Origin of the sequence: Microtetraspora malaysiensis, from assembly GCF_001528665.1 — a bacterium.
GTDB classification, from domain to species: Bacteria; Actinomycetota; Actinomycetes; order Streptosporangiales; family Streptosporangiaceae; genus Microtetraspora_A; species Microtetraspora_A malaysiensis.
In genome coordinates this window covers 18558-44419 of sequence record NZ_BBYJ01000032.1, presented here as the reverse complement: position 1 = coordinate 44419, position 25862 = coordinate 18558, and the positions used below count along the sequence as shown (strand labels likewise).

The window sequence follows — 25862 nt, the reverse complement described above, 5'->3', positions numbered from 1 at the left end:
GATTCAGGGCCGACGGCAGTGAGCCGGGTTTTCCACATGGCCTTGCGCTCGCCGATTAGTGACCCGTTCAGGTAGCCGGCGGGCATGATTTCGCTGTAGGCGGTCTGCCACCTATGGGTGTGCAGTACCCGGGGCGCTGTCAGCTGTCGGCATTTCCGTCGCAGTCGTTACCTCACGTGGAGCAGCGTCGCCAGCACGGCCACGGCTGTCAGGAGGGAGATGGCTATCGCCCAGCGGCCCATGCAGGCTATGGCCGCCAAGGCGAAAGGGATACCGCTGTAGACCAGGACCGCCCCGCGAGGGCCGGGAAACCCGCCTTGGAAGATCAAAGCGCCGGTAATCCAACCCGCCGTCCCCCCGACAAAGACAAGGATGGCCCAACCCACCCGAGACGCGGACGCGAGCGACGAGGCACCACCGGTCAAGAGGGCGACCACGGCCAGCAGTCCGACTGTGCCGACGATGCCCACGGGGATGGAGACGAAAATGAGGCCGGCCCCACCCGCAATAAGCATTCCGAAAATCAACAGTGGTACCAAGCAGACCGTCATCAGAGCCCCGACCGCCCCAGCGCCCACAATCTGGGCGACTCGAAGCGTCCACAGCCGTATCGCAACGCGCGACGACGAGGCCGCTCCCGGGTCGGAGGTGGAATACGCCACCAAATGATCATAAGCGCGAAACTCGGGGCCGTTAAGAGGTGTCCGATGAGCCCCCGAAGCACTGCCGGAAAATCACCGGACGTCACTGAAGGCCGCCGGCCTCTTGGCCACACCCGATCCGCTACCGTGACGCCGTGTCGAGTAGCGAGCGTCATCTTTCAGTCGAGGAGCAAGCCGTCATCCTGGCGCTCCTCGCGCAGGACTTCCCCGGCGCGGACGAACTTCGGGCTCAGGTTCCTTCGGCAGTTATCAGCGGGCGATGCGCATGCGGATGCGCGACAGTGGACCTCCGCGCGGGAACAGAACCTCGCGCGCTCACATCACCGGTGCAATACGGCGTGCTGATCTCCGCCGCCGTACGCGGGCGCAGTGACGGCGCCTTGCTCTTCGTCGAAGAAGGCCACCTTTCGCGTCTTGAGGTCTACTCCATCGAAGATGAGCCGGCCGCGCTCCCACGGCCTGAAGATCTCATCGTTGAAACGGCGGCCTCCTGCGAGTGACGTCCCACCAGAAAAGCACGTCCGAAGGCCAACGCACGAATCAGCGGATTAAAGACTTGATCTCGTGTCGTTCCAGCAGTTCAGTGCAGGTCAGGACGACCAACCCTTTGTCGACCGGTACTCGTGTCAACCGAAAATCACTCCCGAACTCATACTCGCAGCGACTATGGTCGTCCAGGCGGCGGGGTCGATCGCACGGTAACGGGCGGGGCCTCGGGGTGCACGGACTGAGCCGCCGAACCTCGTCGCCACTTGGCAGGAAACAAGGTGGAGCCATCGAGTGACGGCGTCCTCGGAGCTGCCAGCCGGGGAAAAGGTTACTGATCCTGCCGTCCTGAACTGGGAAAACAGGGGTTCAGATCAGCGTGGTCGAGTGATCATTAGGCCCCGTGGTTACCCGCTGGTCGCCGTCCGTTATGGCACGCTATTGGCGCGACGATCAGACGTTGTACGGCCGCCGCATCGATGCCACCCTGACGGGCATGTACGACGAGAACCTGGTAGGCCTCTGGGACAGCGGTCCCTACGACCTTGGGTCCATGGAGACCAGCTGGCTGGGATTTCTACCGGATGGCCGCGGCTGGAGTGCGTGGGCCAACCTCGCGGGCGGCATGGACATCGGCCGCTTTCGCTGGCGCTGCCCGAAACCTGAGAGTGTGGAGTTGCATTATGAATGGCAGGCTGCGGGTGGATGGCAAGGGACGGAAGATTCACTTCGATTCAGCTCGATCGACAGCCAGGGGTCGGACGACGAGGTTCTGAACACCGGCTACACCATCAGATTGGATGTAACGCGCGCGGCATCGGAACCGTTCACCGCTCTCCACCTGGAGAAACCTGTGCAGTTCTGCTCGACCTACGCTCTCATCCGGCGTGAGCTCTCCCTCGAAGACGATCCTGTTCACCACCTCGCACCATGGCAATAGAGGGAATGAGCCTGCGGGCTGGGCCTGACCGAGTGCCTCGCCTCCTACGTCGACCGGTCCGACAACGCCTTCGTCTTCCTCGGCAGGCGTGAAGCGTTCCTGCGGAGCGGCAATTCCGGCGCGAGGCGAAGACACAACGCGCGCGTTTCCAGGAGTGGATCTCCGATCAGGGATGGCGGTCAATGACGGCTACCATGTCCGCCCGGTACCGGTCCAACTCCAGATTGACCCAGTCTTCCCCGGAGCGGATCTGGTGAAAGCGAAATGTGGCGGCGGTTTCGTTCGCGTTGATAACGCATCGGACGGGAACCGGCTCCGGTAGAGCTCGGATGAGGCCGAACACGCTGTCCGCTACAACCAGGCCGAGCCGCAGCAACATGACCTGATCCTCGTACCTGATCTGGGGTTGCCCGCCATCAAGGATCGCCACATGAACCGGCGCATAGTCCTCCAGATGAAAAGCGTTGACGTTGCCCTCATAGCCGGTCAGATCCTGCCAACCCATCTCGGCGATCGCTGCCGACACAGAAGGCTGCGCAGCCCATTGGCCGACGTGGTCAGCGAATGTCAGAGCACCTTCGTTGTACGTGAGCCCCTGGGCGAACTTGTCATGTAGCCCTTGACCGACAACGGGAGCCGCGGGTGGCGGATCGGCAGGCGCCAGCGGTTGAAGCGCAGATGCCGCCGCCTCGTTCATACGGATGGTGAACATCGGCGTACGGTACCGGCCACGGTGGCGGTTCACCAGTTTGCACGAATTCGGAAAGGCGCCCCGGCCGTGATGCCGGCCGGTGAAGTTCATGCACCAGCGCCAGGCGTGCCGAGCCCGATTTGCTGTTGCACCGCTACGGGGATTGACGGCGCGTCACAAATGATCCGCGGCTCTGCGGAAATTGAGGCAGGATGTCGGCGCATGAGGGACAGACCGGCAGATCTGGCGGAGGCCGAGCTGATGGTGGCACTGACCGAGGGCTGGGGCATTGAGCCCCACTCGGTCGAGTACCTTCCCGTGGGCGCAGGCAGTTACCACTGGTCCGTGGGGGACCGGCGTGGGACGGCATGGTTCGTCAAGGTCGATGACCTCGGCGTGGAGGACATCGGTCGTGATGGCGCGTTCGACCGGCTCGGCCAGTCGTTCGGCGCCGCCCTGGCACTGCACCGGGAGGCGGGGCTCGACTTCGTCCTCGCGCCGATCCCGGCCGCGACCGGCGCCGCGCTCTGGCGGCTGACCTCGCGGTACGCCCTGTCGGTGTTTCCGATGGTGGCGGGTGTCGCCGGGCAGTTCGGCGCGCACCGGCCCGAGGATCGCGCCGAGGTGATCGACCTGTTGGCCGAGTTGCACCGGGCGACCCCGCTCGTGGCGGACACCGCGTCACGGGCTGACCTGGTGCTGCCCGGCCGGGACAAGCTGGAGGAGGCGCTGCGGGACCTCGATCGGGAGTGGACCGGCGGGCCTTATGCCGAGCCGGCCCGCAAGCTGCTGTCCGTCCATGCCGGGGAAGTCCGACGATTGCTCGCCGACTTCGACCGGCGGGTCGACCACGTACAGAACACCGTGCCGGTCTGGGTGATCACCCACGGCGAACCGCACCCCGGCAACGTCATGCGTACCCCGGCCGGACTCCGGCTCATCGACTGGGGCACCGTGCAGATCGCTCCGCCGGAACGGGACCTGTGGATGCTCACCCCCGCCCTCGCCCGCATGCTCGGCGAAGACCCGGATGGCGACGCCGCCGACGTACTCTCCCGCTACAGCCGGGCCACCGGACGGACCGTCACACCGGCCGGCCTCGCTCTCTACTCTCTCTGGTGGCGGCTGGCCGACATCGCCGCCTTCGTCGACGAGTTGCGCCGGCCGCACGGCCTCGGTGCGGACATCGCCGCGTCGTTGACCTATCTGACCGGCTATCTCGAATCCATCCGGGACTGACCTGCGATAGACCCGCCGATACCCCGCCCCGGCCCGAGGGGCATCCGGGCCGGGGCGGACAGACAGGTCAGCGGAAGAGGGAGAGGTCCACGGCCGCGGCCATCGCGGCGAAGCCCGCGGCGTTGGGGTGGAGATGGTCGCCCCGGTCGTAGGCGGGATTCAGCGACTGCGGGTCCTCGGGGTCGGCCACGGCGGCGGCGAAGTCCACCACGCCGTCGAACTCGCCGCTGGTGGCGATCCACGCGTTGACCGCCTGGCGGTGGGCTTCGGCGGCGGGTGTGTGGGCGGAGCCGCCCTTGAACGGGGTGATCGTGCCGCCGTAGATCTTCGCGCCCCGGGCGTGCACCCTGGCGATGATCTCCCGGTAGGCGGCGACGAGCTCGTCGGCGGTTGCCCTGTTGCGCAGGTCGTTGACGCCTTCGAGGAGGATGACGTGGGTCAGTCCTTCCCGGGCGAGCACGTCGCGTTCCATGCGGTTCAGCAGGCTCTGGCCGTCCTGGGCGGTGTCGGCGAGCACGCTGTTGCCGCCGATGCCGGCGTTCACCACCGCGGGGTGGCGTCCCGGCTTGGCCGCGAACCTGGCCGCCAGGTAGTCGGGCCAGCGTTCGAAGCCGTCGACCGCGGTGCCCGAGCCGTCGGTGATGGAGTCGCCGACGGCCACCAGCGTGCCGGGGGTCGGACCCCTGGTCACGGCGACCGCGTCCAGGAAGATCCAGCTCCGCACAGTGGCAGGGAAGGAGCCGCCGTCCGGGTCGACGGTGTGGTCGCCGGGCCCGGAGACGTAGTTGGTCTGTACGGCGGAGCGGTGCCAGGTCGCCGGGCCGGTGGCGGAGGGCAGGTAGACGCTGACCGCCAGGTCCTGGCCCTCGGTGACGTGCAGGCGTACCGGGTCGCTGTGCACAACCTGCCCGGCGGGGACCGTCACCGAGGTCGCGCCGGAGAACGTGACCTGCTTCAGCGTTCCGTCCGCCAGGGCGGCGCCGCTGTCCCGCAGCGCCACCGTGGCCGCGCCGAACGTGACGGGCTGGTCTCCGTGGGCGTTGGAGAGCCGGACGCGCACGGCGTTGCCGGAGCCGCGCATGGGCACGACCATGCGGATGGTCTGGTCCTGGTAGACCGGCGGCGGCGTGGCGGCCGACGAGCGATGGAGCGCGGTGGCCCAGGCGTCGGTCCAGTGGTCGTCGATGTCCGCCCGGGCAGGTGCGGCGGTCAACGCCAGGCCGAGTGAGGCGACGAGCAGGGCGCGGAGCACCGTCGTCCCTTTCACGACAGCAGAAGGTCGGTGACGAGCGGCTGGTGGTCGGAGGCGTCGGTGCACATCAGCCAGGCCGAGCGGACGTCGGTGCCCTTGGGCACGAAGACGTAGTCGAAGCGCCACTTGTTGTCCGCCGACAGACCCTCGCCGATGCCGACCCGTGCCCACACGTCGTCGTAGCGGTCGGTGAACGTCTTGATGCCGCCGAAGGCGGGCACGGCGTTGGTGTCGCCCAGGAAGACGACCGGTTCGGCCGACTGGCCGAGCAGGTTCACGATGGTGTCGGCCTGCTCCTGCCACTCGGCGTCGCTGGTGTGCTGCATGTGCGAGTTGCCGAACCGTACCCGCTTCCCCTGGATGTCGACGACGGCCTCCAGCAGGCCGCGCGGTTCACTGCCGGCGTACAGCGGCAGGTGGGTGTTGCGCGATTCGAGGATGGGCCAGCGGGACAGGAACGCGGTGCCGTACTGCCTGCGCGGCTGCCCCTCCTCCAGCGGGTCCTGGTCGATGTTGGGGCCGTAGGTGTGGTGCATCCCGAGCATCTTGGCCAGCTCGCTCGCGGTGTCGAGCCAGTTGCTGCGTGGACGGAAGAACTTGTCGACCTCCTGCAGGCCGATCACGTCGGCGTCGATCGCCTCGATGACCTCGGCCACGTGCTGGAGGTCGAAGACGTTGTCGGCCCCGGCGCCGTAGTGGATGTTGAAGGAGGCCACGCGGATGACCCCGCGCTTGATCCGGCGCTTCTCCACCGTCGCGGACGCGGGGATCGCGGCCAGTCCGACGCCGGCCATCGCGACCGCGGTCGCGCCGAGCAGACCTCTCCTGCTGATGCTCATCGTGGGGGGTTCCTTTCCTGGTTACTTGAGCGCGCCGGACGTGAGCCCGGCGACGATCCGCTTCTGGAAGACCAGAACGAGGATCACGAGGGGGATCGTGACGACGACGCCGGCGGCCATCTGCGTGCCGAAGGGCGTGTCGAAGTCGGAGGCGCCGCCGAACTGGGCCACCCGAATGGTGGCGGTCTGCATGTCCGCCTTGCTGATCATGGTCAGGGCGATCATGAACTCGTTCCAGGTGGCGAAGAACGCGAGGATCGCCGTGGTGAACACGCCCGGCGCCGCCAGCGGCAGGATCACCCGCCGGAACGCGCCCCAGCGGGTGCAGCCGTCGATGGTGGCGGCCTGCTCCAGTTCGTGCGGCATCTGGCGGAAGAACGCGGTGAGCGTCCAGACGGCCAGCGGCAGAGCGAACGACATGCTCGGCACGATCATGGCGTGGTAGGTGTTGATCCAGCCCAGTTCGGTGAACAGCTTGAGCAGCGGCACGATCAGCAGCGCACCGGGGAACATCGAGGTGCCGATGATCAGCGCCAGCACGAGGTTCTTGCCGCGGAAGGTCAGCCGGGCCAGCGCGTACGCGCAGCAGACGCCGACGGCCAGCGTGAGCACGGTGGTGACGCCCGAGACGATCAGGCTGTTGAGTAGTGCCCGGCCGAAGTCGCTGTGCCCGCCGAAGACCGCCGCGTAGTTCTCCAGCGACGGCGGCGAAGGCCAGGGTGTGGTGGAGAAGATGTCGACCGTACGACGGAGGCTGGAGACGACCATCCAGTAGAACGGCGCCAGGCAGTACACCACGATGAGCCCGGCGGTGAGGGTCCTCCTCACGCCCGCTCCTTCCTTGATCGCGCATCGGCCAGCAGGTCGGCGCCGAGCAGCCGGACGAAGACGAACACGATGACGGAGACGTAGGCGATGAGCACGATGCCGTACGCCGCCGCGGGTCCGTACCTGAGCTGGGTGGCCTCGTCCCAGATCAGGGCGGACAGCGTCTCCACGGAGAACTTGCCGCGGCCGATCATCACGAACGGCAGGTCGAACATCGCCAGCGCCTGGAGGATGCGGAACAGGACGGCCACCACCAGAGCCGGCTTGACCAGCGGCAGGGTGATTCGCCAGAACGTCTGCCAGGCCGACGCGCCGTCCACCTTCGCCGCCTCGTACACCATGTCCGGGATGATCTGCAGCCCGGCCAGCACGAGCAGCCCGATGAACGGCGCGGTCTTCCACGTGTCGGCGATGATGACGGCGAGCTTGGCCTGGACGCCCTCGGTGGTCCACAGGATCTTCTGGCCGATGATCGCGTTGGCGACGCCGTCGGCCTGGAACACCCACCGCCACATCAGCCCGGAGATGGCGGTCGGCACCGCCCACGGGATGAGGATGCTCGCCCGCACCAGTCCCCTGCCGCGCAGAACGCCGTGCATGACCAGCGCCATCGCGACACCGAGCACGGTCTCCACCGCCACCGTGGCGAGGGTGAACACGGTGGTGTTGGCGAAGGCGTTGACGAAGCGCTCGCCCACCAGACCGGCGTAGTTGGCCACTCCGACGAACCGCTCGCCCTCGACCACGAAGCCGTCGGCGTCAAGGCCCTCGCCACGGACGTACATCGACTCGCGAGCCGCGGCGAGCAGCGGATAGAGCACGACGAGGACGAGGACGAGCAGCGTCGGGGAGATCATCAGTGCGGCGAACCACCGCGAGCCGCGCCTCATTGCTTGAGCAGCCCCGACAGCTGCTGCTGCAGCCCGGACAGCGCTTGGTCGGGCGTCACCTCACCCGTCAGAGCCGGGTAGACGGCGTTCTGGATCGCCGAGGTCACGTCACCGTACTTGACCGCGACCGGCCTGGCCTTGGCCTTGAGGACGCCCTCCTTCAGCGACGGCAGGTAGGGGTACTTGGCGATGAGGTCCTGGTCGTCGTAAAGGCCGGTACGCGCCACGGGGGTGCTGTTGATCGTGGCCCAGGTCTTCATCTGCTCGCCCGCGGTGAAGAAGGCCAGGAAGTCCCGGGCGGTGGCCTTGTGCTTGGAGAACGCGGAGATGGCCAGGTTGGCGCCGCCGAGGGTGCCGCTGCCGGGACCGTCCAGTCCGGGGATGGGGGCGACGTCCACCTTGCCGGTCACGGGACTGTCGGGAGCGTTCGCGGTGCCGTACAGCGAGGCCCAGCTGCGGGCGAACAGCACCTTGCCGGTCTGGAGGGCGTTCTTGACCTCGTCCTCCTTGAAGGTGATGCCCTCCTTCGGGATCAGGCCGCTCTTGAGGCCGTCCACGAGGAAGTTCAGGCCCGCCTTGGCGACGTCGGTCTCCAGCGTGGGAGTGCCGGAGTCGTCCAGGACGGTGCCGCCGGCCGACTGGACGGCCTCGGCGAAGGAGACGGTCAGGCCCTCGTACTTGTCGAGCAGCCCGGCGTAGCAGGACATGCCCTTCTGCTTGGGCAGGACCTTGTCGCAGGTGTCCTTCATCTCCGCCCAGGTCGTGGGGGCCTTGTCGACCAGGTCCTTGCGGTAGTAGAGCAGGCCGGTGCCGGTGAGCCAGGGCATCGCGTAGAGCTTGCCGCGGTATTCGGCGGTCTCCAGGGTGGGTGCGAGGAGGTCGTCCGCCTTGACCGTGTCGGCGGGCAGTTCGTCCACCCAGCGGTTCGCGGCGAACTCGGCCGTCCACACCGCGTCCAGCATGATGACGTCCATCGCGTCGGACTTGGTCTGGGCGTTGTTGATCAGGCGCTGCCGCTGGCTGTCGGCGTCCTTGGGCTGGATGTCCAGCGTCACCTTCTCGTCGGGGTGCGCGGCGTTCCAGGCGTCGATGACCTTTCGGCTGGCCTCTTCGTGGCTCTGCGTGTCGGTGAAGGTGATCGGGCCGCGCCCGTCACCCGCGGCGGTCTGGTCGCCTCCGCCTCCGCCTCCGCACGCGGCGGTGGCGGCGAGCGCCAGTGTCAGCGCGCCGGTGAGCATGAGGGGTCTGGTCATGGCTGCTCCTTCGAGGGGATGGTGACGACGGTTCCGGTGAGCCTGGCTTCCTCGGCCGCCCACGCGATCTCGTGGCTGTGCAGGCTCTCCTTGGGGTTGGAGCGGATGGCGGCCGGGTCCGCGCCGCCGACCGCGTCGAGGAAGGCGGTGATGAGGCCCTCGTCGCCGCCGCTGTGCCCGTCCTTGGGGACGTGGGCGTCGATGACCTCCGTCGCCCCGGTCACGAAGTCGGTGACGGTGAGCAGGGCGCCGTCGCCGTCGATCGAGCCCCGGGTGCCGAAGATGCGGGTCTTGCGCGGCGCCTTGGGAGAGAAGGCCGTCATGGTGAACGACGCCGTCGCGCCGCCCTCGAACTCCAGGTTGACCACCTGGTGGTCGACCACGTCGTTGTCGCAGGCGTAGACACACCGGCCGTACGGACCCTCACGCAGGGCGTGCAGCACGCCCTCCTCTGTGGGGTCCGAGGTCAGCACGTTCAGCGGCCAGCTTTCGGCGCCGCCGACGTAGGGGAGGTAGATGCGCTGGGCCGCGTACGGGCAGGAGGAGACCAGCGTGCAGTCGAGGCAGCGGTCCGCCGCCGCGTCGGGCCGGTTGGCCGCCGTGAAGTGCTTGAGTCCGCCGAACGACGAGACCCGCGTGACGCGCTGGCCGATCATGTACGTGAGCCAGTCGAGATCATGGCACGATTTGGCGAGCAGCATGAAGGTGGCCTCATCCGTACGCCGCCAGTTGCCCCGCACATAGGAGTGCGCGTGATGCCACCAGCCGACCGGCTCGAGGTGCTCGATGCTGGGGCTTCACCCCGAAGTGTGGACACCGGTGGTCATGCGGCGAGCAGCACCTTATCGAGAGGACGCTGCTCGTACTCGGTCGGGCTGAGGTAGTCGAGAGCGGAGTGTCTTCTTCGGGTGTTGTAGCGGGTGATCCATCGGAAGACGGCCAGGCGGGCGGCGTGGGCGGTAGACCAATGCCGAGCCCCCTGAAGGGTCTCGCGTTTGAGGCTGGCGTTGAACGCCTCGGCCGCGGCGTTGTCAGCGCTGCTCCCCACAACACCCATCGATTGACGCACCCCGAGCCGGCCGCACAGGGCCGCGAACTCGGCGGAGGTATATTGCGCCCCATGATCGGAGTGGAAGATCGCCCCGGTCAGGCTGCCGCGCGTCGCCTGAGCGGCCCTCAGCGCGTCGGCGACCAGCTCGGTGCGCATGTGATCGGCGATCGACCAGCCCGCCAAGCGGCGCGAGTGCAGGTCCAGCACGGTCGCCAGATAGAGGAAACCGCCGTCGGCCAGCGGCAGGTAGGTGATGTCGCCGACATAGCGCCGGCCGGGTGCGGGCGCGGTGAAGTCACGTTGGAGCAGGTCGGGCACCTTCTGGTGCGACGGCTCGCTGACGGTGGTGCGCACCTTCTTGCGCAACCGCAGCCCGGCGATGCCGAAGACACGCATCACCCGTGTCACCCGCTTGCGGTTGACCCGCCGCCCCCGGGCACGCAGTTCGGCGGTGACGCGCGGGCTGCCGTAGGTGCCGTCGAACTCATCGTGGATCCGCTTGATCTCCTCCGCCAGCGCGGCATCGGCCTCGGCCCGCTCCGCCCGAGCCGGTGCCGCCTTAAGCCACTGGTAGAAGCCGGATCGAGACACCGCCAGCACCCGGCACAGCCGCTTCACCCCGAAGGCGTCCCGGTGGTCGGCAACGAACTGGAAACGGCTCACCAGTTCGTCTCGCCCGCGAAATACTTCGCCGCCCGGCGCAGGATGTCGCGCTCCATCTCCAGCTCCCGGATCCGCGCCTTGAGCTGCTTGTTCTCCTCTTCCAGCACGTCGTCGGAGGATAGTGGGCCACGCGCAGGCTTCTTCGCCGGGCCCGTCTGCTTTGCCCCAGCGGTGCCGTTCGCCTGGGCCTGGCGGACCCAGTTACGCAGGGTTTCACGACTGATGCCCAGATCCTGCGCGACCGACTTCAGCGTTCGGGCCGGATCGGACAGGTACAACGCGACGGCGTCCGCCTTGAACTCCGGCGGGTACGACTTCATCGCCACGTGGAACTCCTTGTCTCCGGATCTCCATCATCCGGTAGTCAAGGTGTCCACGCTTCAGGGGCAAGCCCCGCTGACGATCTCACCGATCCGGCCGCTGTCCAGCACGGCCTTCACGGCCCGGGTGTAGGGCGTGTAGCGCATGACGTGGCAGACGGCGAACACCACGCCCGACTTCTGGGCCGCCTCGATGATCCGCCGGCAGTCCTCCAGCCGGACGGCCATCGGCTTCTCCAGCAGGATGTGGTACCCCAGCTCGGCGAAGCGCACGGCGGGCTCGACGTGGTCCGCGTCCATCGTGGCGATGATCACCGCATCGGCGACGCGCGGACGCGCGGCCAGCTCGCGCCAGTCCTCGAAGCCGAGTGCGCCGGGGTGCTCGGCGAGCATGCCCGCGCGGCGCCGCGGGTCCGGTTCCGCGACGGCGGCGAGCCGCGCCCGGCCACCCTCTGTCGCGCAAGTGGTGTACCTGCTCCCCCGGGCGCCCGCGCCCACGAGGGCAAGGCTGACTTGCTGCATCACCTGTAACTCTCCAATTATGAGAAGACGCGACGTAAAGCTAGAGTTTGCCCAGGAGAACAGTCAAGGGGGGATATGAGAACATCCGGTGTATCTCATGACACCGCGCTCCTCCGCCGGCTCAACACGCGAGCCACCCTGCAGGTCCTGCGGCAGGGGGGCGCCCAGACGCTCACCCAGCTCGCACGGGCCGCGGGCCTGTCCCGGCAGACCGCCGAGGTGGCGATCGCCGACCTGACCGAGCGCGGCCTCGCCGAGGAGGCGGCACCCACCGAGGGCGGCGCCGGCCGGCCCGCCCGGCGCTTCAGGTTCCGGGCCGAAGCGGGTCACGTCGTCGGAGTCGACATCGGCCCTCGCCGGATCTTCGCCATGCTGGCCGACCTGAACGGCGACGTCCTGACCGAGCGGCGCCTCGACGTCGACGAGCACCTGCCGGCCGCCGAGCGGCTCGCCCTGGCCGAGCAGGCGGCCACCGCGTGCGCCGCCGACGTCTCGCGCGGGGGTGTGTGGGCGGCCACGGCGGGCACCTCCGGCGTCGTCGACCGCTCGGGCCGCGTAAGCGTGTCCCACCTGATCCCCGGCTGGACCGGGCTCGACCTCGGGGGGCAGGTCGGGCGCTGGTTCGACTGCCCGGGCTTCGCCGCCAACGACGCCAACCTCGCGGCCCTCGCCGAGCACTGGCGCGGCAGCGCACGGCATGTCGACGACATGGTCTACGTGCTGTCCGGCTACCGGGCCGGCCACGGCCTGATGCTCGACGGCCGGCTGCGCGCCGGGCGTACCGGTAGCGCGGGCGAGCTGGGAAGGCTGCCCCTCGTCGGCTGGGAGGACATGTCCGTCGTGCTCGCGCGCGACGGACGCGACGCGGAGGAGGTCTTCGAGGCGGCGCGGGCGGGCGAGGAACGGGCGTTGGCCGTGGTCGACCGTCTCGCGTACGGCCTGGCCCGCGGCGCCTCGGCGCTCGTGCTCGTGGTGGACCCCGAGCTGGTCGTGGTGGGCGGCGGCTTCTCCCGCGCAGGGGAACTGCTGCTCGGCCCGATGCGCACCCACCTGGCCGGCATGTGCCTCAACCCGCCCGAGGTCGCGCTCTCCACCTTCGGCGAGGAGAGCATCGCGCTCGGCGGCGTACGGATGGCCCTCGACCACGTGGAACGCGAGAGGCTCGACCTGTGACGGCACGGCCCGGACGGCTCGCATGGCGTTAGGGGTCGCGGTCGCCGCGCTGTTCGCCGTCGTCGCGGGCATGAACGACGGCGGCGCGCTACTCGCGACAGGTCACAAGCTGCCCACCGTGCGGCCCGCCCTCGGTCTCGCCGTACTGGTGGCGGCCAACGCGCTGGTGCCGCTGCTCACCCACGAAGTGGCGCGGACGTTCGTACGGCGCCTCGCCGGTCCCGCCGGCCAGGGCACGACGACGGTCGCGGTGCTCGCGGCCCTGGCCGTCGTGCTCACGCTCACCCATTTCGGGCGGCCGACCAGTCTCACGCTGGCCGTCGTCGGCGGGCTCACCGGGACCGCGCTCGGCGGCGGGATGCCCGTTGACGCGGGCGCGGTCGCCCTCGTCCTGGCGGTCGGGCTGGCCGCGCCGTTCGCCGGAGCGCTGGCGGCGCCGGTGGTGTCCCGGCTGCTGACTCTCGTGACCACGGTGCGGGGGTTGCGGCACTGGCACTGGGCCGGGTTCGGGCTGCAGTGCCTGGCCTACGCCGCCAACGACGGACAGAAGATGCTCGCCGTCTTCACCCTGGCTCTGGGCGTGCCGGGCGCGCCGCCGGCGGTCACCGCGCTGGCCGCCGTGCTGTTCGGCGCCGGGGCGCTGTACGGAATGCCGCGCGCGGGTCGTACGCTCGCCCGCGAGATCATCGCCTCACGCCCGCTGCACAACGTGGCGGCCGAGCTGGGCTCGGGCGTCACGGTGATCGGCTGCGCGGCGGCCGGGATGCCGGTGAGCATGACCCAGTCGGTCGCGGGCGGCCTGATCGGCGCCGGCCTGATGCGAGGCGGTGGCCGGGTTCGCTGGCACGCCGCCGCCAGGATCGCCCTGGCCTGGCTGCTGACACTTCCCGCGAGTGCGGCCCTCGGCGGTGTGGCGGCGTTCGCGATGGCCGGAACGGCGACGGCATGAGACGGCTGGGCCGCCTCCGCGACCTGCTGGCGGGACGCATGGACAGCGCGCTGACCGAGGCCCTGATGGCGCAGCTCGGGGCGGCCAAGGAGGGCGCCTGGCTGGCGATGGCGATGCTCGGCGGCGAGGTGGACCGGGCGGGCGCGCATGAGCGCATGCGCGCGATCGAGCACGTCGGCGACCGCGAACGGGCACGGCTGGTCGAGGAGCTGAGACATGCGCTGGTCACGCCGATCGACCGCGAGGACCTGTTCAGGCTGTCCCGCTCGATCGACGACGTGCTCGACTCACTGCGTGACTTCGTCAGGGAGTCGCACCTGTACGGGGTTCCGCGGCAGGTCAGGTTCATCCCGCTGCTCGACCAGGTGATCGCGGGCATCGAGGCGCTGGAGGAGGCCGTGCGGGGCCTGGCGTCACAGCCGTCGGCCGCGGTGCAGGACGCCCTGGTCGCCAAGAAGGCCGGCGGCGCGGTGCGCAGGATGTACCAGTACGAGCTCGCCCGGATCCTCTCCGGCGAGCCGAGCGCCGCGGCGCTGAAGGAGCGTGAGCTGGCGGGCCGGCTGCAGACCGCCGGCCTGGCTGTCGCCCAGGCCGCGGACGCCGCCGCCGACGGCGCGATGAAACGCTGAGGCCGGTCAGGGCTCGCAGGGTCGGCGCCGGGCGTTCGAGTCAGGACGCTGGCGGCTCGCAGTTGGCCGGTCGCTGCCGCCACAGAGGCGCAGAGTGCTGTCCAGGCACAGCGCCGCCGCCTCACGGGCAGTGAGGCGCCCGTCGGCGACTTCTGCCGCGGCGGCGTGCTGGAGCCCGATGACGGCGGCGACGAGCCAGGCAGCCGGGAGTGACCGGTCGAAGTCGCCTGCGCGCTGGCCTCGCCGGATGAGCCGTTCGAGCCGTGGGGGCACGAGGTCGTGGGGGTCGTTGGTCTTGGGCCGCGGGATCCCGGTCAGCGTGGGGCTCAGCAGGAGGGGGTAGCGGCGGAGGAACTGCCAGCCCGCGTCGAGGAACTGGGCCAGCGCGTCGGCGGGCGGGGCGGTTTCCAGGCCGGCGGCGTCGAGCAGGTCGGAGTATTCGGCGGCTGCGGCCTCAATGAGGGCGGCAATGAGGGCGTCGCGTGAGGGGAAGTGCGCGTAGACGGTCTGGCGGGTGACGTTGGCCGCGGTGGCGATCTCTCCCATGCTGGCGTCGAGTCGCTCGCCGAGCACGATGCGGGCCGCGTTGAGGATGGCGTCGATGCTGCGCCGGGCGTCGGACCGCCGGGGGCGGGCCGACGTGGCGGTGTCTGGCGAGTCATCCATCCCGGCCAAGCTATCCGTTCGGCCATAGCCTTGACAAGCCGTAAGAGATAATCAACTCTTACAACATGTCAAAGAAAAGCAAGGCCGGGGACCACCCGGCGATCGAGGCGCACGACCTGGTCAAGGTCTACGGCGAGAACCGAGCGCTGGACGGGATCGACCTCACGGTCCGGCGCGGTCAGGTGTTCGGGTTCCTCGGCCCCAACGGAGCGGGCAAGACCACCACGATCCGCATCCTGGCCACCTTGACCCGGCCTGACAGCGGCACCGCCCGTGTCCTCGGTCACGACGTGATCAGCGAGCGGGACGCGATCCGGGCCCGGGTGGCCGTGACCGGGCAGTTCGCCGCCCTGGATGAGGACCTGACCGGGTATGAGAACCTCATCATCCTCGGCCGCCTGAACGGCCTGTCCGGCGCCGCCGGCAAACAGCGAGCCGATGACCTGCTCGCCGCCTTCGAGCTGACCGGCGCGGCCGGCCGCCCGGTGGGTGGATACTCCGGCGGGATGCGCCGCCGGTTGGACATCGCGGCCAGCCTGATCGTGACCCCGGACCTGCTGTTCCTCGACGAGCCGACCACCGGGCTCGACCCGCGCAGCCGCAGCCAGGTGTGGGAGCTGGTCCGCCAGATCGCCACGGCCGGCACCACGGTGCTGCTCACCACTCAGTACCTTGAGGAGGCCGACCAGCTCGCCGAGCAGATCGCCGTCATCGACCACGGCCGGATCGTCGCCGAAGGCACCAGCGCCCAGCTCAAATCCCGAGTCGGCTCGGGCACGCTGCACGTCCGGCTCCTCGACGGCGACCAGCGTCCGCGAGCGCAACAGGTCCTGGCCGGCGCCCTGGAGGGGACGGTGCATCTCGCCGCCGACCCGCTCGCCCTGTCCATGCTGGTCGCCACCCCCGCTGACGGGACAGACGTGGGCCGGATGGTCGGGCGCGCCATGATCCAGCTCGCCGAAGCCCGGGTGGGTGTCGCCGAGGTCGCTCTCGGCCAGCCCAGCCTGGACGAGGCCTTCCTCGCCCTGACCGGCCACACGGCCGGCCCAACCGCCATCGACCACCAGGATGTGAGCGCATGAGCGCCCCGGCCGCCGTCACGCGCCCCGCCGCGGCGCAGACCCACCAGATCGACATCCTGCTCGCCGCAGGCCGGTCACGCCGCCGTGCCGGAGCACTCGCCGCCTCCGCGACCTTCGGCCGGCGGGCGATGCTCAAGATCAAGCACGACCCCAAACAGCTTGTGGACTCGGTCGCCATCCCGATCCTGTTCACCGTGCTGTTCACCTACCTGTTCGGCGGCGCCATCAGCGGCTCACCCGGCGACTACCTCAAGTTCCTCCTGCCCGGTGTGCTCACTATGAGCATCGCCATCGTCACCATGTACGGCGGTGCCCGTCTCGCCCAGGACGTGACCACGGGTGCCTTCGATCGCTTCCGTGCCCTGTCCGTCTGGCGCGGCGCCTTCGTGCTCGGTGGTCTGTTGAGCGATGCCGCCCGCTACCTGTTCGCGTCCGCCATCGTGGTGGCCCTCGGGCTGATCATGGGCTATCGGCCCGACGGTGGCGCACCCGGTGTGCTCGCCGCAGTAGCCCTGGTCGTCGCCTTCGGGCTCTCCCTGTCCTTGCTGTGGGCCGCGGTCGCCCTGCTCGTGCGCGACCCGGCCGTCGTCATCAGCATCGCCAACGTCGTACTGATGCCACTGTCGTTCGCCAGCAACATCTTCGCCCAGCCCGGCACCATGCCCGGCTGGCTCCAAGCCTTCGTCGCGGTCAACCCGCTCAGCCACGTCGCGACCGCGGCCAGGGGTCTGATGAGCAACGCCGGCGGCACCGGCGGATCTGTCGCCTGGTCGCTCATCGCGACCGCCGTCATCACCGCAGTGTGCGCGCCGCTCACCCTCCGCCTCTACAGCAGGCGGGGCTGACCCGCGTGAAGCCGCCGGCGGGTACACAGTCGAGCCGGCCAGAACCGACGGCCCGCGCGTGATCGCCGACGCCGCACCGAAGGACAAAGCGTAGGTGCGCGGTCTGTGGCGCTGCCCTGCGGAGACGACTCCCCCGGTACGTCCGGGCCGAAGTGCCGGCCGGCGTGGACGGTGTGGTGGATGCCGGGATTTGAGGTCCGCGTCAGTCGTCGGCAATGCGCTGGTGCCACCATCCGTCGAGCTTCCACGGAGGCAGCTGGTGAGGATGCGGCTCAGGGAGGGTGCGTCTGCGGTACTCCTCGTCGAGGCGGCGGATCAGCCGCCCAAGATCGCGACGGGCTGCGGGCGGCAGTCGGCGTAGTGCGAGTTCCAGAGTGTCCCGCGCCTCGGTGGGATCGCAGCAGGGACATTCATGTATGGGGAGGTACAGGATCCGGCCGCGACGTTGGAGGAAACCCCTGTATTGATCAAAAGCTTCAGCGACTGTATCTGTCCCCAACCCTTGGGCCTCGAGGCGGGCGATCGCCGCAACGGTCCCGCTCGACAGGCCGGGAATCTGGCGAACTGACCGACCTCGTCGGGTTGCTGCTTGGTGAGCGCGCATGGCGCTCGGCGGCCTACGCGGCATCGCCCTTTCTGATCGTCATGGTTCGCATCGTGTCACACCCGGGCTCCGTGAACCACCTGGTGACTTGCCTGTGCCACCGAAGCCGAGGCGTTCAGCGCGTCGGTCATGGCATGTTTCCGGGGACGACCAGGAGCCGTTTGGGTGCGTGGAACAGCCAGTCCTCATCCATGTCGACCCCGGTGAGCAAAGTGCCGAGGGCCTGGCCGAGGGCCAACGTACTCGCGGAGCCGTCGGAGCGGTCGTAGAAGCGGCAGAGCCACTCTTCGGCCAGCGTGTCGTTGTCAGGTTCGGACATAGTCTGGAAATCCCGGATGCAGGTTCCATCGCGCCACACCTCTACCGTGGTGGGGGCGACCATGTTGGTACTGATGCAGACGGCGCTGCCGGGTGAGCTGAGCGGGCGCCACAGGTGGTCGCTGCCCGGATCGAAGCTGACCATGGTGAACAGCGCGACTCCGGTACCACCCGGCGGCTGCCCCAGCCAGAGTGCGTCTCCGTCGGCCTCCGACCAGATCTCGTGGTACTCGTCCTCGTCGAGAAGCGGGCAAGAGGCAGGATCAAGTCCAAGGCGGCGGATGGCCTCGTCCTCATCGACGTCAGCGACGAACGCGAACCCTTCGCCGTCGCCACAGTAGGTATCCCAGTTGTCATAGCGGGCGACGAGCGCGTCGGCCTCCGCCTGCCGCCGCACACTGCCGGAATCGAGGACGGGAGCTGCAGGCAGGCCGGTGAACAGGTCGGCGAGCGGGCCGGTCAGCGCGAGCGCGCCCGCCGAGCGGCCGGCGACGATCGGCCGCCACGGGTCGGCCCCTGCCCGCAGTAGTGCCGCTACCGCGGCACGGTGGCCCCGGCGGACCGCGACCCACAGCGGCGTCTCCTCCCACACCAGTGACTCCACATCCGCCCCGTACTCGACGAGCACGTCGATCGCCTGGGACGCACCTTCGTAGGCGGCCTCGTGGAGGTCTTCGTTCTTGCTGCGGGGATAGCTGCGGTCCCCGCCTTGGGAGAGCCTGCGCCGGATGGCGTCGGGATCAAGGCCTCGTGCCGCCAGATGTTCCGTGTTCCTGCTCACCTGGTCTCCCTGCGCGTCAGCCCGAACCGAGTAGGAGGATCCAATCATCCCGCGCTGACATTTCCAGGGGACGGCCATGAACGCGGGGCACCTCAGTGTTGCCGCCGGTCAGGTGCGGGACCAGCGGCAACCCGCGGGCTCGACGAGCGGGTGCGGCTTGGTGGTCGGCCCGCCGCGGAGTCGCCCGAGCGACTGCCGGTTTTGCAATTGCTTCATATCGATCGTCCCGCTGCCGTCTATCGTGTGATCAGCGTTTTGACGGCGAGTTGTTCCTCGCCCGCGGGGCCGTCGAGGCGAATCGACAGTTCCCAGACGCCGCTCATCGGGAACAGCTCGCCCACGGCCACGAAGCGGCCGGGCTCACGCTTGGTGGCGGAGATCTCGGGTGTGGAGTGTCCCATCTCGGCCATGACCGCCGACAGCGCCACGGTGTCGGCGTCGCCCTTGCTCACCTTGATCTCCACGGTGACCTGGCCGGGAGCCGGGTCCGCGATGAGGACGGTGGCGGCGTAGCGGGTGCCCGTGATGGTCAGGTTGACCGGTTCGGCGGCCGTGCTCCTGACCACGACGAACAGCGCCACTGCCGCGGTCACGAGCGTGGCCGCGGCCACCGCCTGCCACCTCTTGATCACTGGGCCTCCGATGCGGTCACGTTCACGGTGAAGGGTGCGGTCACGATGCGGTCTGCGGTCGCGTACTGGACCCAGGCGAGGTACCGGCCCGGTTCGGGGAAGCTGAAGGTGAAGCGCACCCGGGATCGCGGTGCGCCCATCTCGTGCACGTGGCCGAAGAAACGGCCATCCTGACTGCGTATGAGCAGGTGGCCGGTCATGCCGAGCCAGGTCCGGACGCCGGCGGGGGTGCCCAGCTCGATCGTCGTGGGACGGCCCGCGACGGGCACGGCGGGTTGTAGTCGCGGCGTGCCGGTCGGACCGGCCGGCGTGGCGGGTTCGCCGGTTTGACCGGACCGCGAGACTGTGTCGGCCTTTCGCGATGCTTTGGCTGTCCCTCCGACGGTGAAGTCCGCGGCGACGAGTTGCCCGCCTGAGTCCTCCCGTTCGATCTCGGCGTGTGCCAGGTACCGGCCGGGGCGGTCGGCGGTCAGTCTGACCTCCAGGTGCCCGGGCGCCGTGCGCAGGGGGTGGACATGGCGGAAGTAGCGTCCGTCCTCGCTGGTGACGACCACGTGGGCGAGCGCTTCGTGGTGCGCGGTGAGGTCGTCGACGGACCGCCCGGTGGAGCCGTCGATGAGATCGACTCGCAGGGTGAACTCCTCTCCCGCCTCCGGCCGGGCTGGGAGCGTCTCCATGCGGGCCTGTACGTACGGCCGCCCTCCCGCGGTCGATGTCGTGGGAGTGGGGGCGGCACCCTCAGGTGGGGGTGCCGGTATCTGCGACTCGAACACGATGACCATGGCGGCGACCGTCACCCCGGCCGCGGCGCCCGCGGCCATCGCCATCGCCCGTCCCGGTCGGGCCGGCGCCCCGCTGAGCAGGCCGCCCACCAGCAGGAGCGCGGCCACGAACAGGCCGCCGTAGATGAGGAAGTCCCCGGCCGATCCGCGTGCGACGAGGACACGGAACGGGATGACGGCGGTCTCGTTCCCGGCGCTCAGTTTCAGCTCGTGCGGCCCGGTCCGCTCCACCTGGAGCTGCGTGTACTGCGGGTTCGCCGCCGCCTGGACGGTGCCGGTCACCGTGTGGCCGTCCTCGACCGAGCGGACTTCGAGGCCGATGGGCAGCCCGGACACCGGCTGGTACGCGATGACGCCGATCCGCAGCGGCCCCGGCACCCGGGTTGTTCCTTTGACCACCACTGTCACCTCGGCGCCGGCGATTGTCTGGGCGATCCGCAGGTCCGCCCCCGCCGTGACGCTGTGCGCCGCGGCGGGGGCGGCCATCGCCAGCACGAGGGCGGCGGCGAGGCACAGAACTCGGATCATGCCCGCTCGGCGCCGGCCGCACTGGGCGGAACCGGCCCGGCTGTGACCGCGTTGGGCAGGAACAGCGCCCCGAGCGCCAGCCCGATCAGCCCGGCGACGACCGGCGCTCCGGTCCACAGCTCGGGCACGTCGGGCAGTCCGCCCCCGGTGGCCGAGGCGACCCCGATGTACAGCGACCAGGTGGCGAAGGCCGACAGCCCGGCGAAGGCCCAGTAGGCGGCACGCCGCTCAGCCGACGGCCGCAGCCGGCGGATCAGCAGGTCGCTCACGAACCCGGCGGCCACGAACGACAACAGGATCGGCACGTTGCGGAACGCCGTCTGGGCACCCGGCATGAGCACCATGATCGTGTACATGACGGTCACCGAACCGAACGGCAGCAGCCAGCGGCGCACCAGGAGCAGCACCGGGCTGAGCATGACGACGTTGGTGACGACCATCGCGACGGCTACCCGGTCGGCGCCCGGGCCCACCGGTCTGGGGCCGCCCCCCTGCGGCCCGGGGCCCGAGTCCTTCAGCATGGAGAACGCCCGAACGATGCCCTCGGGACGGTACTGCATGGCGTCGCCGTACGACAGGAACAGCGACACCAGCGTGGCGGCGAACGCGAGCCCGAGCAGCGCGGGCAGCAGGCGGCCGAGCGAGGGCCGGGCGCCGACATCGGGGGCGTTCCACGCCGAGCGCAGCGGTGTCGTGATGATGAGCATCATCGTCACGATGAGGCCGAGGTGTGACGGGCTGAACAAGATGTTGATGGTCGTCTCGATGCCGAGGATGGTGTGCCACATCATGTCGGCGAATCCGAAGGCGGCGAACGCGGGAATCGCCACCAGCCCGGCGAGATAGCCGACGGGGACGGCCGCCAACCCCTGCCGTCCGGCGCGCACGTTGCGCCACACCTGCCAGATGATCCAGCCGGAGACCACCGCGAAGCCGGAGTAGAACACCGCGTGCCATGGAGTGAAGAACGTCTCCAGCTCCGCCAGGTTGCTGTGCGCCCAGGCGTCGATCATCAGTCCGACCCCGAACCAGACTCCGAGCAGCGCCATCACCAGGTCGGTCCTGGTGAACACCCATCCGCGGGGTTCGCCCGTGTCCGCCATGAATCGCCGAATGCCGGCGGCGTCAGCTACCACTTCGTGGCCCCTTTCCGTCGATCAGATCGATTCGTTCAGACACCGGTGGGCCGGCGCCCGTCGAGCGAACGCCGGTGCGGCGGCCGAGGTCTCCGCGGGACCTACCGTCACTGACGTCGTCAATTCGATACCGCAGGCGTCGCGGATCGTTACACGCGGCTACTGCGGGGGCCTGCTGAGCGGGGCCGATCACGCTGTTTCGCCGCTGAGGGCCTGCGCCACGGATCGGCGGGCCGCCAGGCGTGCGGGCAGGGCGGTGAGTGCCGCCGTCGCCAGAAGAGTCGCGAGCACGCCGCCGAGCAGCCAGGAGGAGGGGGGTTCCGCCGGATTCCCGGCGGCGAAGAGCGAGAGCAGGCCGACGCCCAGAGGGACGCCGATGACGGCACCGGGCAGGCTGGGCAGGAGCTGGGCGCTGGACAGCCCCGCGGAGATCTGGCCCGGGGTGGCACCGAGCGTACGCGCGATGGCCATGTTCGCCCGGGCCTCTATGGCAGTGGTCCAGGTGAGCGTGATGGTGTTCACGACGGCGAGTGCGATCAGCAGGACGGTGACCGCAAGCAGCAGTCGGCGGTCGTGAACGTCTCGCAGGTTGGGCAGGGCGGAGGAGCCGTCCGGGCCGTAGCCCCTCGTCGGCTGGGCGTAGAAGGTCAGCAGGGCGACGATCGCGATCACCGTGGTGGCGGTGGAGCACGCCTGCAGCACGGCGCGGCCCGGCCGGCGGGCGGTCAGCCGCAGCCCGAGCAGCAGCGGCGTGGGCAGCAACGCGGACAGCGCGGTGAGCCAGGGCCGGTGACGGGGCCGGCGCGCGGTGGCGGTCAGCGCCGTGACGGTCGCCGTGCGCATGGCCCGCAGCGTGGGACGCAGCGTGGACAGCACCGCCACCGCCACGGCGAGGACGGTCGCCGTGGCGACGGTGGCACCGCCGGGCCCGGCCGCGTCGCCGATCCGGCTGGCGGTGGGACTGGCGATGGCGGGCACGGTCAGGCGGGCAATCCCCAGCCCCAGCGCGTCGCCGGCCAGCGCCAGCGCCAGGTATTCGGTGAGCAGGGCGGTGGCGATCAGCCCCGGGGTGGCGCCGACGGCTTTGAGCAGCCCGGCCCGGCGCGTCTGCTCGACGGCGCGTCCCGCGGCCAGCGCCGCCACTCCGGTGACGGCCAGAAAGCTGAGCAGCCAGCTACCGACGACCAGGATGGGCTGGCTGTTCTTGAGGATGACCATGTCCTGCTCGGCCGTGAACTGCCAGGAACGGAGGTTGGTCACAGTGGAGGCACGGTCGGCGTCGAGGAAGGCCTCGGTCGCGGCGGGGTCGCGCAGCTTGAGGTCCAGGGCCAAAGTCACCGGAAGATCGTGGGACGACGCCAGTGTCCGGGCATCTGATCGGGTCATCCAGGCCAGGCCGCTGGAGTCGCTGGGGCCGCCGCCCGGGCCGATCTGCGCCGCCCAGGGGTAGATGGAGGTGGCCGCGGTGACAGCGATCCCGACGACGGGGTACGACCGGCCGGCGATGGTGACGTGGTCGCCGACGCCGACGCCCAGCGCGGTGGCGAAGCCGCGTTCGAGGACCGTGCCTCCAGGGCGTACCCAATGGCCCGAGGTCACCAGCGGCCGGTTGACCGCGCCGGGTGTCTCGGCGAAGCCGTGCACCACCACTGGGGACGACGTGGAATCGCGCGTGGTGAGGTCGGCGTAGACGATGCGATAGGGGCCATGGTGGGCGACCACTTCGGGATCGTCCGCCAGCGAGGCCAGGGCCGAGGTCGCGGCGGGGCCCGCGTCGCCGGAAAGTGCCACCACGTCCGGCCCGGCGGTGGCCGCGCGGGTCTGCTCGTACAGCGCCTCGCTCACGCCGCGCAGGGACAGGCCCAGGGCCATCGTGGCGGTGGCCACGGTCACCGCGAGCAGGAGCATCGCGGCCTGGACCTTGTGCCGGCGGACGTCGGCCAGCACGAGGCGGACGATGAGCACGATGGAGCCCATGACGTTCAGTCCTCCAGCCCGATCAGGTCGCCGAGCCGCCCCGTTCCGGTGCCTGCCAGCCGGGTGTCGTCGACGAACATCCCGTCGCGCATCGAGATCAGCCGGTCCGCGGTGGCCGCGACCCGCTCGTCATGCGTGACGATCACGAAGGTCTGCCCCACCGAACGCAACTCCTCGAAGATCCTCAGCACGTCCAGCGTCGCCGCGGAGTCGAGGTTGCCGGTCGGCTCGTCGGCCAGGACGACCAGCGGGTCGTTGACCAGCGCGCGGGCGACGGCGACCCGCTGGCGTTGACCGCCCGACAGTTGCGACGGCAGGTGCCGGGCACGGTCGGTGAGCCCGACCCGTTCCAGCAGCAGGCTCGCGCGCCGCCTGGCCTGGCGGCGCGAGCGTCCGGCCAGCAGCGCGGGCAGCTCCACGTTCTCGGCCGCCGACAACTCCTCCACCAGATGGAAGGCCTGGAAGACGAATCCCACCGACCGGCGCCGCAGCCGCGCCAAAGCCCGCTCGCTCAGGGTGTCGATGCGCTGACCGGCGAGCCACACCTCCCCGTCGCTGGGCCGCTCCAGGCCACCCAGCAGGTGCAGCAGGGTGGATTTCCCGCAACCGCTGGGCCCCATCACGGCCAGCATCTGGCCCTCGGGCACCTCCAGGTCGACGTCATCGACCGCCCGGACCCGGCCCTGCCCCCGACCATGCTGCTTCACCAGGCCGTGGACCCGAACCACGGCACTCGACACGTTCATGCACCCTCGGATTCGTCATCGACCTTGGACCAGGCTCGCTCGCAGGCGTCCAACCAGCGCAGGTCCGCCTGCAGCCGCAGCACGACCCCTTCCAGCAGCAGGACAGCGGCCGATCCCGCCGGCTCGGCCAGCGCCGCGTGCTGCACCTCACGCAAACGGCGCAGCAGCTCGCGGCGTTGCGCCGCCACGAGCTGCACCGGGTCGGCGAGCCGGGCCGCGGCGGCCGCGGTGAGCTTGAGATGAAACTCCGCCAAATCCGGTTTCGGCCAGCCCACCTCGGTCAGCCAGGTAGCCACCCGCTGGTGCCCGGCCGGGGTCAGGGCGTAGACCTTGCGGTCCGGCCGCTCGGGAAGCCCGTTCGCCCGCTCGCAGACGACGAGGCCCGCCTTCTCGAGCCGGGCCAGGGTCACGTAGATCTGCCCGGGATTCATCGACTCGCCCAGCGGTCCGAGGCTCTGCTGCAGCCGAGCGCGCAGGTGGTACCCGTGCGACGGTTCTTTGGCGAGCATCGCCAGCACTGCGTCCTGCACTCCACCCCCCTAACGGTTAGCCAATAGATAGCGGTTAGCTGTTGGAGGTGTCAAAGCGCTACGCCTGGCGACCTCCTGGGCTGAACCGCCGCCATGGTTCCGAGAAGTGTTCGTGCGGCATGGCCGACGTCCCCAACCCCGCGAAGGCGCCGTATCCGCCGCCGACTCCGGTACCGCCGACGACGTCACCCGTGACGCCGACGAGGTTGACCCGAGCTGCGGAAACCCCATTCCCATGACGATCGTCGGCGGCATGCGACAGGAGGAGATCCGGGACGTCGATCAGCGTGACCGAGCGGGCTTGCGGCCCCGGGGAGGCGCGCACCGGACAGCCGGCGATCGCCCATCAGCTGCTTGCGGGAGGGCGGGGATTCGCGAACATGCCGGTGCCCGGCGTGTCATAGCGACCCGCAACACGCTTCGGCCCTGCATCCAGTCCCAGGAGGCAGCGGTGGTGTCCTTGGTGAACCAGTGGATTCGGGCGTAGCGGCAAGAAATATTCGCGGCTCGGGCCGTACTCATGTCCCGGCCCGAGCCGTGGTTCTGAGAGCGGGTGACCTGCCTCCTGGCGCAGGAGAGGGCGATGCGAGCAACAATTCGTCGGGCGCCCCCAACGGTAAGCGCGATTGAGTTCAGCGGCCCGGAATGACCACGGTGCCACAGTCGCCGCATCGCAGGGCCGAAACGCTGTGGTAGAAGAAACCGCTCGTCAATAGCACGCCGCCAAGGTCGCCGAGCACGTCCACCTGCTTCTTGAACTTGACCCCGGGCGGTCTTCCCACAACAATCCCCGATTCCATCACGTTCGCGCAAACAGGGCAGGGAAATGCAGAATCCGCCATAGGTCG

The 25862-nt window shown here is 69.6% G+C and carries 27 protein-coding genes; 8 read left to right on the top strand and 19 right to left on the bottom strand.

Annotation, left to right across the window (positions count from 1 at the left end):
- Positions 1-167: 167 nt before the first annotated feature.
- Entirely contained in the window at positions 168-662 is a 495-nt protein-coding gene (locus tag AWQ71_RS33825; RefSeq protein ID WP_067141369.1) for a hypothetical protein, read from the bottom strand.
- Between the two features lie 134 nt (positions 663-796).
- Here AWQ71_RS33825 and AWQ71_RS40940 point away from each other — a divergent pair, with 134 nt between their 5' ends.
- Complete coding sequence (locus AWQ71_RS40940) at positions 797-1162, top strand: hypothetical protein (protein WP_084259587.1); 366 nt, start codon at positions 797-799, stop codon at positions 1160-1162.
- 389 nt (positions 1163-1551) lie between these two features.
- Positions 1552-2088: a hypothetical protein gene (locus AWQ71_RS33820; RefSeq protein WP_067141366.1), complete on the top strand. Its 537-nt coding sequence runs from the start codon at positions 1552-1554 to the stop codon at positions 2086-2088.
- Positions 2089-2254: 166 nt separating this feature from the next.
- Here the strand turns inward: AWQ71_RS33820 and AWQ71_RS42195 are convergent, their stop codons facing one another.
- Positions 2255-2800, bottom strand: a complete 546-nt coding sequence (locus tag AWQ71_RS42195; RefSeq protein ID WP_157570737.1) for a PM0498 family protein — start codon at positions 2798-2800, stop codon at positions 2255-2257.
- A gap of 201 nt (positions 2801-3001) precedes the next feature.
- Between AWQ71_RS42195 and AWQ71_RS33810 the strand changes: the two genes are divergently transcribed.
- Positions 3002-4018: a phosphotransferase gene (locus tag AWQ71_RS33810; protein ID WP_218002069.1), complete on the top strand. Its 1017-nt coding sequence runs from the start codon at positions 3002-3004 to the stop codon at positions 4016-4018.
- A gap of 67 nt (positions 4019-4085) precedes the next feature.
- Here AWQ71_RS33810 and AWQ71_RS33805 read toward each other — a convergent pair whose 3' ends face one another.
- The 8 genes from AWQ71_RS33805 to AWQ71_RS33765 all read right to left on the bottom strand — a co-directional run bounded on the left by AWQ71_RS33805 (position 4086) and on the right by AWQ71_RS33765 (position 11636).
- Positions 4086-5285 carry an SGNH/GDSL hydrolase family protein gene (locus AWQ71_RS33805; protein ID WP_157570736.1) on the bottom strand — a complete coding sequence of 400 codons (1200 nt, stop codon included), beginning with the start codon at positions 5283-5285 and terminating at the stop codon, positions 4086-4088.
- Positions 5282-6109, bottom strand: a complete 828-nt coding sequence (locus AWQ71_RS33800; RefSeq protein ID WP_067141359.1) for an endonuclease/exonuclease/phosphatase family protein — start codon at positions 6107-6109, stop codon at positions 5282-5284. The genes AWQ71_RS33805 and AWQ71_RS33800 overlap by 4 nt, the downstream gene beginning before the upstream one ends.
- 21 nt (positions 6110-6130) lie before the next feature.
- A complete protein-coding gene (locus AWQ71_RS33795; protein ID WP_067141356.1) occupies positions 6131-6937 on the bottom strand; it encodes a carbohydrate ABC transporter permease in 807 nt (268 codons plus the stop codon).
- Positions 6934-7827 carry a carbohydrate ABC transporter permease gene (locus tag AWQ71_RS33790; RefSeq protein ID WP_067141353.1) on the bottom strand — a complete coding sequence of 298 codons (894 nt, stop codon included), beginning with the start codon at positions 7825-7827 and terminating at the stop codon, positions 6934-6936. Before AWQ71_RS33790 ends, AWQ71_RS33795 begins: the two co-directional genes overlap by 4 nt.
- Positions 7824-9080 (bottom strand): ABC transporter substrate-binding protein, encoded by a 1257-nt coding sequence (locus AWQ71_RS33785; protein ID WP_067141350.1) that lies wholly within the window; start codon positions 9078-9080, stop codon positions 7824-7826. The genes AWQ71_RS33790 and AWQ71_RS33785 overlap by 4 nt, the downstream gene beginning before the upstream one ends.
- Positions 9077-9820, bottom strand: a complete 744-nt coding sequence (locus AWQ71_RS33780; protein WP_067141347.1) for a Gfo/Idh/MocA family protein — start codon at positions 9818-9820, stop codon at positions 9077-9079. The genes AWQ71_RS33785 and AWQ71_RS33780 overlap by 4 nt, the downstream gene beginning before the upstream one ends.
- A gap of 83 nt (positions 9821-9903) precedes the next feature.
- Positions 9904-11120 (bottom strand): IS3 family transposase gene (locus tag AWQ71_RS33775; protein WP_439650382.1). Its coding sequence is split into 2 segments (ribosomal slippage): positions 9904-10808 and positions 10808-11120, totalling 1218 coding nucleotides; the frame shifts between segments, so codons are not numbered across the junction.
- Between the two features lie 54 nt (positions 11121-11174).
- Positions 11175-11636 (bottom strand): Gfo/Idh/MocA family protein, encoded by a 462-nt coding sequence (locus tag AWQ71_RS33765; RefSeq protein WP_084259595.1) that lies wholly within the window; start codon positions 11634-11636, stop codon positions 11175-11177.
- A 75-nt stretch (positions 11637-11711) separates the two neighbouring features.
- Between AWQ71_RS33765 and AWQ71_RS33760 the strand changes: the two genes are divergently transcribed.
- Genes AWQ71_RS33760 through AWQ71_RS33750 form a run of 3 tightly spaced genes read left to right on the top strand, consistent with a single transcriptional unit; the run spans position 11712 to position 14387 of the window.
- The gene (locus tag AWQ71_RS33760) at positions 11712-12809 is read left to right on the top strand and encodes an ROK family protein (RefSeq protein WP_067141336.1); all 1098 of its coding nucleotides are present in this window, start codon (positions 11712-11714) and stop codon (positions 12807-12809) included.
- A 22-nt stretch (positions 12810-12831) separates the two neighbouring features.
- Positions 12832-13758: an inorganic phosphate transporter gene (locus AWQ71_RS33755; RefSeq protein ID WP_067141334.1), complete on the top strand. Its 927-nt coding sequence runs from the start codon at positions 12832-12834 to the stop codon at positions 13756-13758.
- Complete coding sequence (locus AWQ71_RS33750; RefSeq protein ID WP_067141331.1) at positions 13755-14387, top strand: DUF47 domain-containing protein; 633 nt, start codon at positions 13755-13757, stop codon at positions 14385-14387. Before AWQ71_RS33755 ends, AWQ71_RS33750 begins: the two co-directional genes overlap by 4 nt.
- Before the next feature lie 6 nt (positions 14388-14393).
- Here the strand turns inward: AWQ71_RS33750 and AWQ71_RS33745 are convergent, their stop codons facing one another.
- Positions 14394-15053, bottom strand: a complete 660-nt coding sequence (locus AWQ71_RS33745; RefSeq protein ID WP_067141328.1) for a TetR/AcrR family transcriptional regulator — start codon at positions 15051-15053, stop codon at positions 14394-14396.
- 65 nt (positions 15054-15118) lie between these two features.
- Between AWQ71_RS33745 and AWQ71_RS33740 the strand changes: the two genes are divergently transcribed.
- Complete coding sequence (locus AWQ71_RS33740) at positions 15119-16135, top strand: ATP-binding cassette domain-containing protein (protein WP_067141325.1); 1017 nt, start codon at positions 15119-15121, stop codon at positions 16133-16135.
- A complete protein-coding gene (locus tag AWQ71_RS33735; protein ID WP_067141322.1) occupies positions 16132-16980 on the top strand; it encodes an ABC transporter permease in 849 nt (282 codons plus the stop codon). Before AWQ71_RS33740 ends, AWQ71_RS33735 begins: the two co-directional genes overlap by 4 nt.
- Before the next feature lie 731 nt (positions 16981-17711).
- Here the strand turns inward: AWQ71_RS33735 and AWQ71_RS33730 are convergent.
- From AWQ71_RS33730 to AWQ71_RS42190, 8 genes are all read right to left on the bottom strand, one after another.
- Complete coding sequence (locus AWQ71_RS33730; protein WP_067141320.1) at positions 17712-18683, bottom strand: ankyrin repeat domain-containing protein; 972 nt, start codon at positions 18681-18683, stop codon at positions 17712-17714.
- A gap of 236 nt (positions 18684-18919) precedes the next feature.
- Complete coding sequence (locus AWQ71_RS33725) at positions 18920-19315, bottom strand: hypothetical protein (RefSeq protein ID WP_067141317.1); 396 nt, start codon at positions 19313-19315, stop codon at positions 18920-18922.
- Positions 19312-20625: a DUF8832 domain-containing protein gene (locus tag AWQ71_RS33720; RefSeq protein WP_067141314.1), complete on the bottom strand. Its 1314-nt coding sequence runs from the start codon at positions 20623-20625 to the stop codon at positions 19312-19314. Before AWQ71_RS33720 ends, AWQ71_RS33725 begins: the two co-directional genes overlap by 4 nt.
- A complete protein-coding gene (locus AWQ71_RS33715) occupies positions 20622-21728 on the bottom strand; it encodes a hypothetical protein (RefSeq protein WP_067141311.1) in 1107 nt (368 codons plus the stop codon). The genes AWQ71_RS33720 and AWQ71_RS33715 overlap by 4 nt, the downstream gene beginning before the upstream one ends.
- A 222-nt stretch (positions 21729-21950) precedes the next feature.
- Positions 21951-23738, bottom strand: a complete 1788-nt coding sequence (locus tag AWQ71_RS33710) for an FtsX-like permease family protein (protein WP_067141308.1) — start codon at positions 23736-23738, stop codon at positions 21951-21953.
- Between the two features lie 5 nt (positions 23739-23743).
- Positions 23744-24484 (bottom strand): ABC transporter ATP-binding protein, encoded by a 741-nt coding sequence (locus AWQ71_RS33705; RefSeq protein WP_157570733.1) that lies wholly within the window; start codon positions 24482-24484, stop codon positions 23744-23746.
- Complete coding sequence (locus AWQ71_RS33700; RefSeq protein ID WP_067141301.1) at positions 24481-25014, bottom strand: PadR family transcriptional regulator; 534 nt, start codon at positions 25012-25014, stop codon at positions 24481-24483. Before AWQ71_RS33700 ends, AWQ71_RS33705 begins: the two co-directional genes overlap by 4 nt.
- 632 nt (positions 25015-25646) lie before the next feature.
- A complete protein-coding gene (locus tag AWQ71_RS42190) occupies positions 25647-25856 on the bottom strand; it encodes a PF20097 family protein (protein ID WP_157570732.1) in 210 nt (69 codons plus the stop codon).
- Positions 25857-25862: the final 6 nt, after the last annotated feature.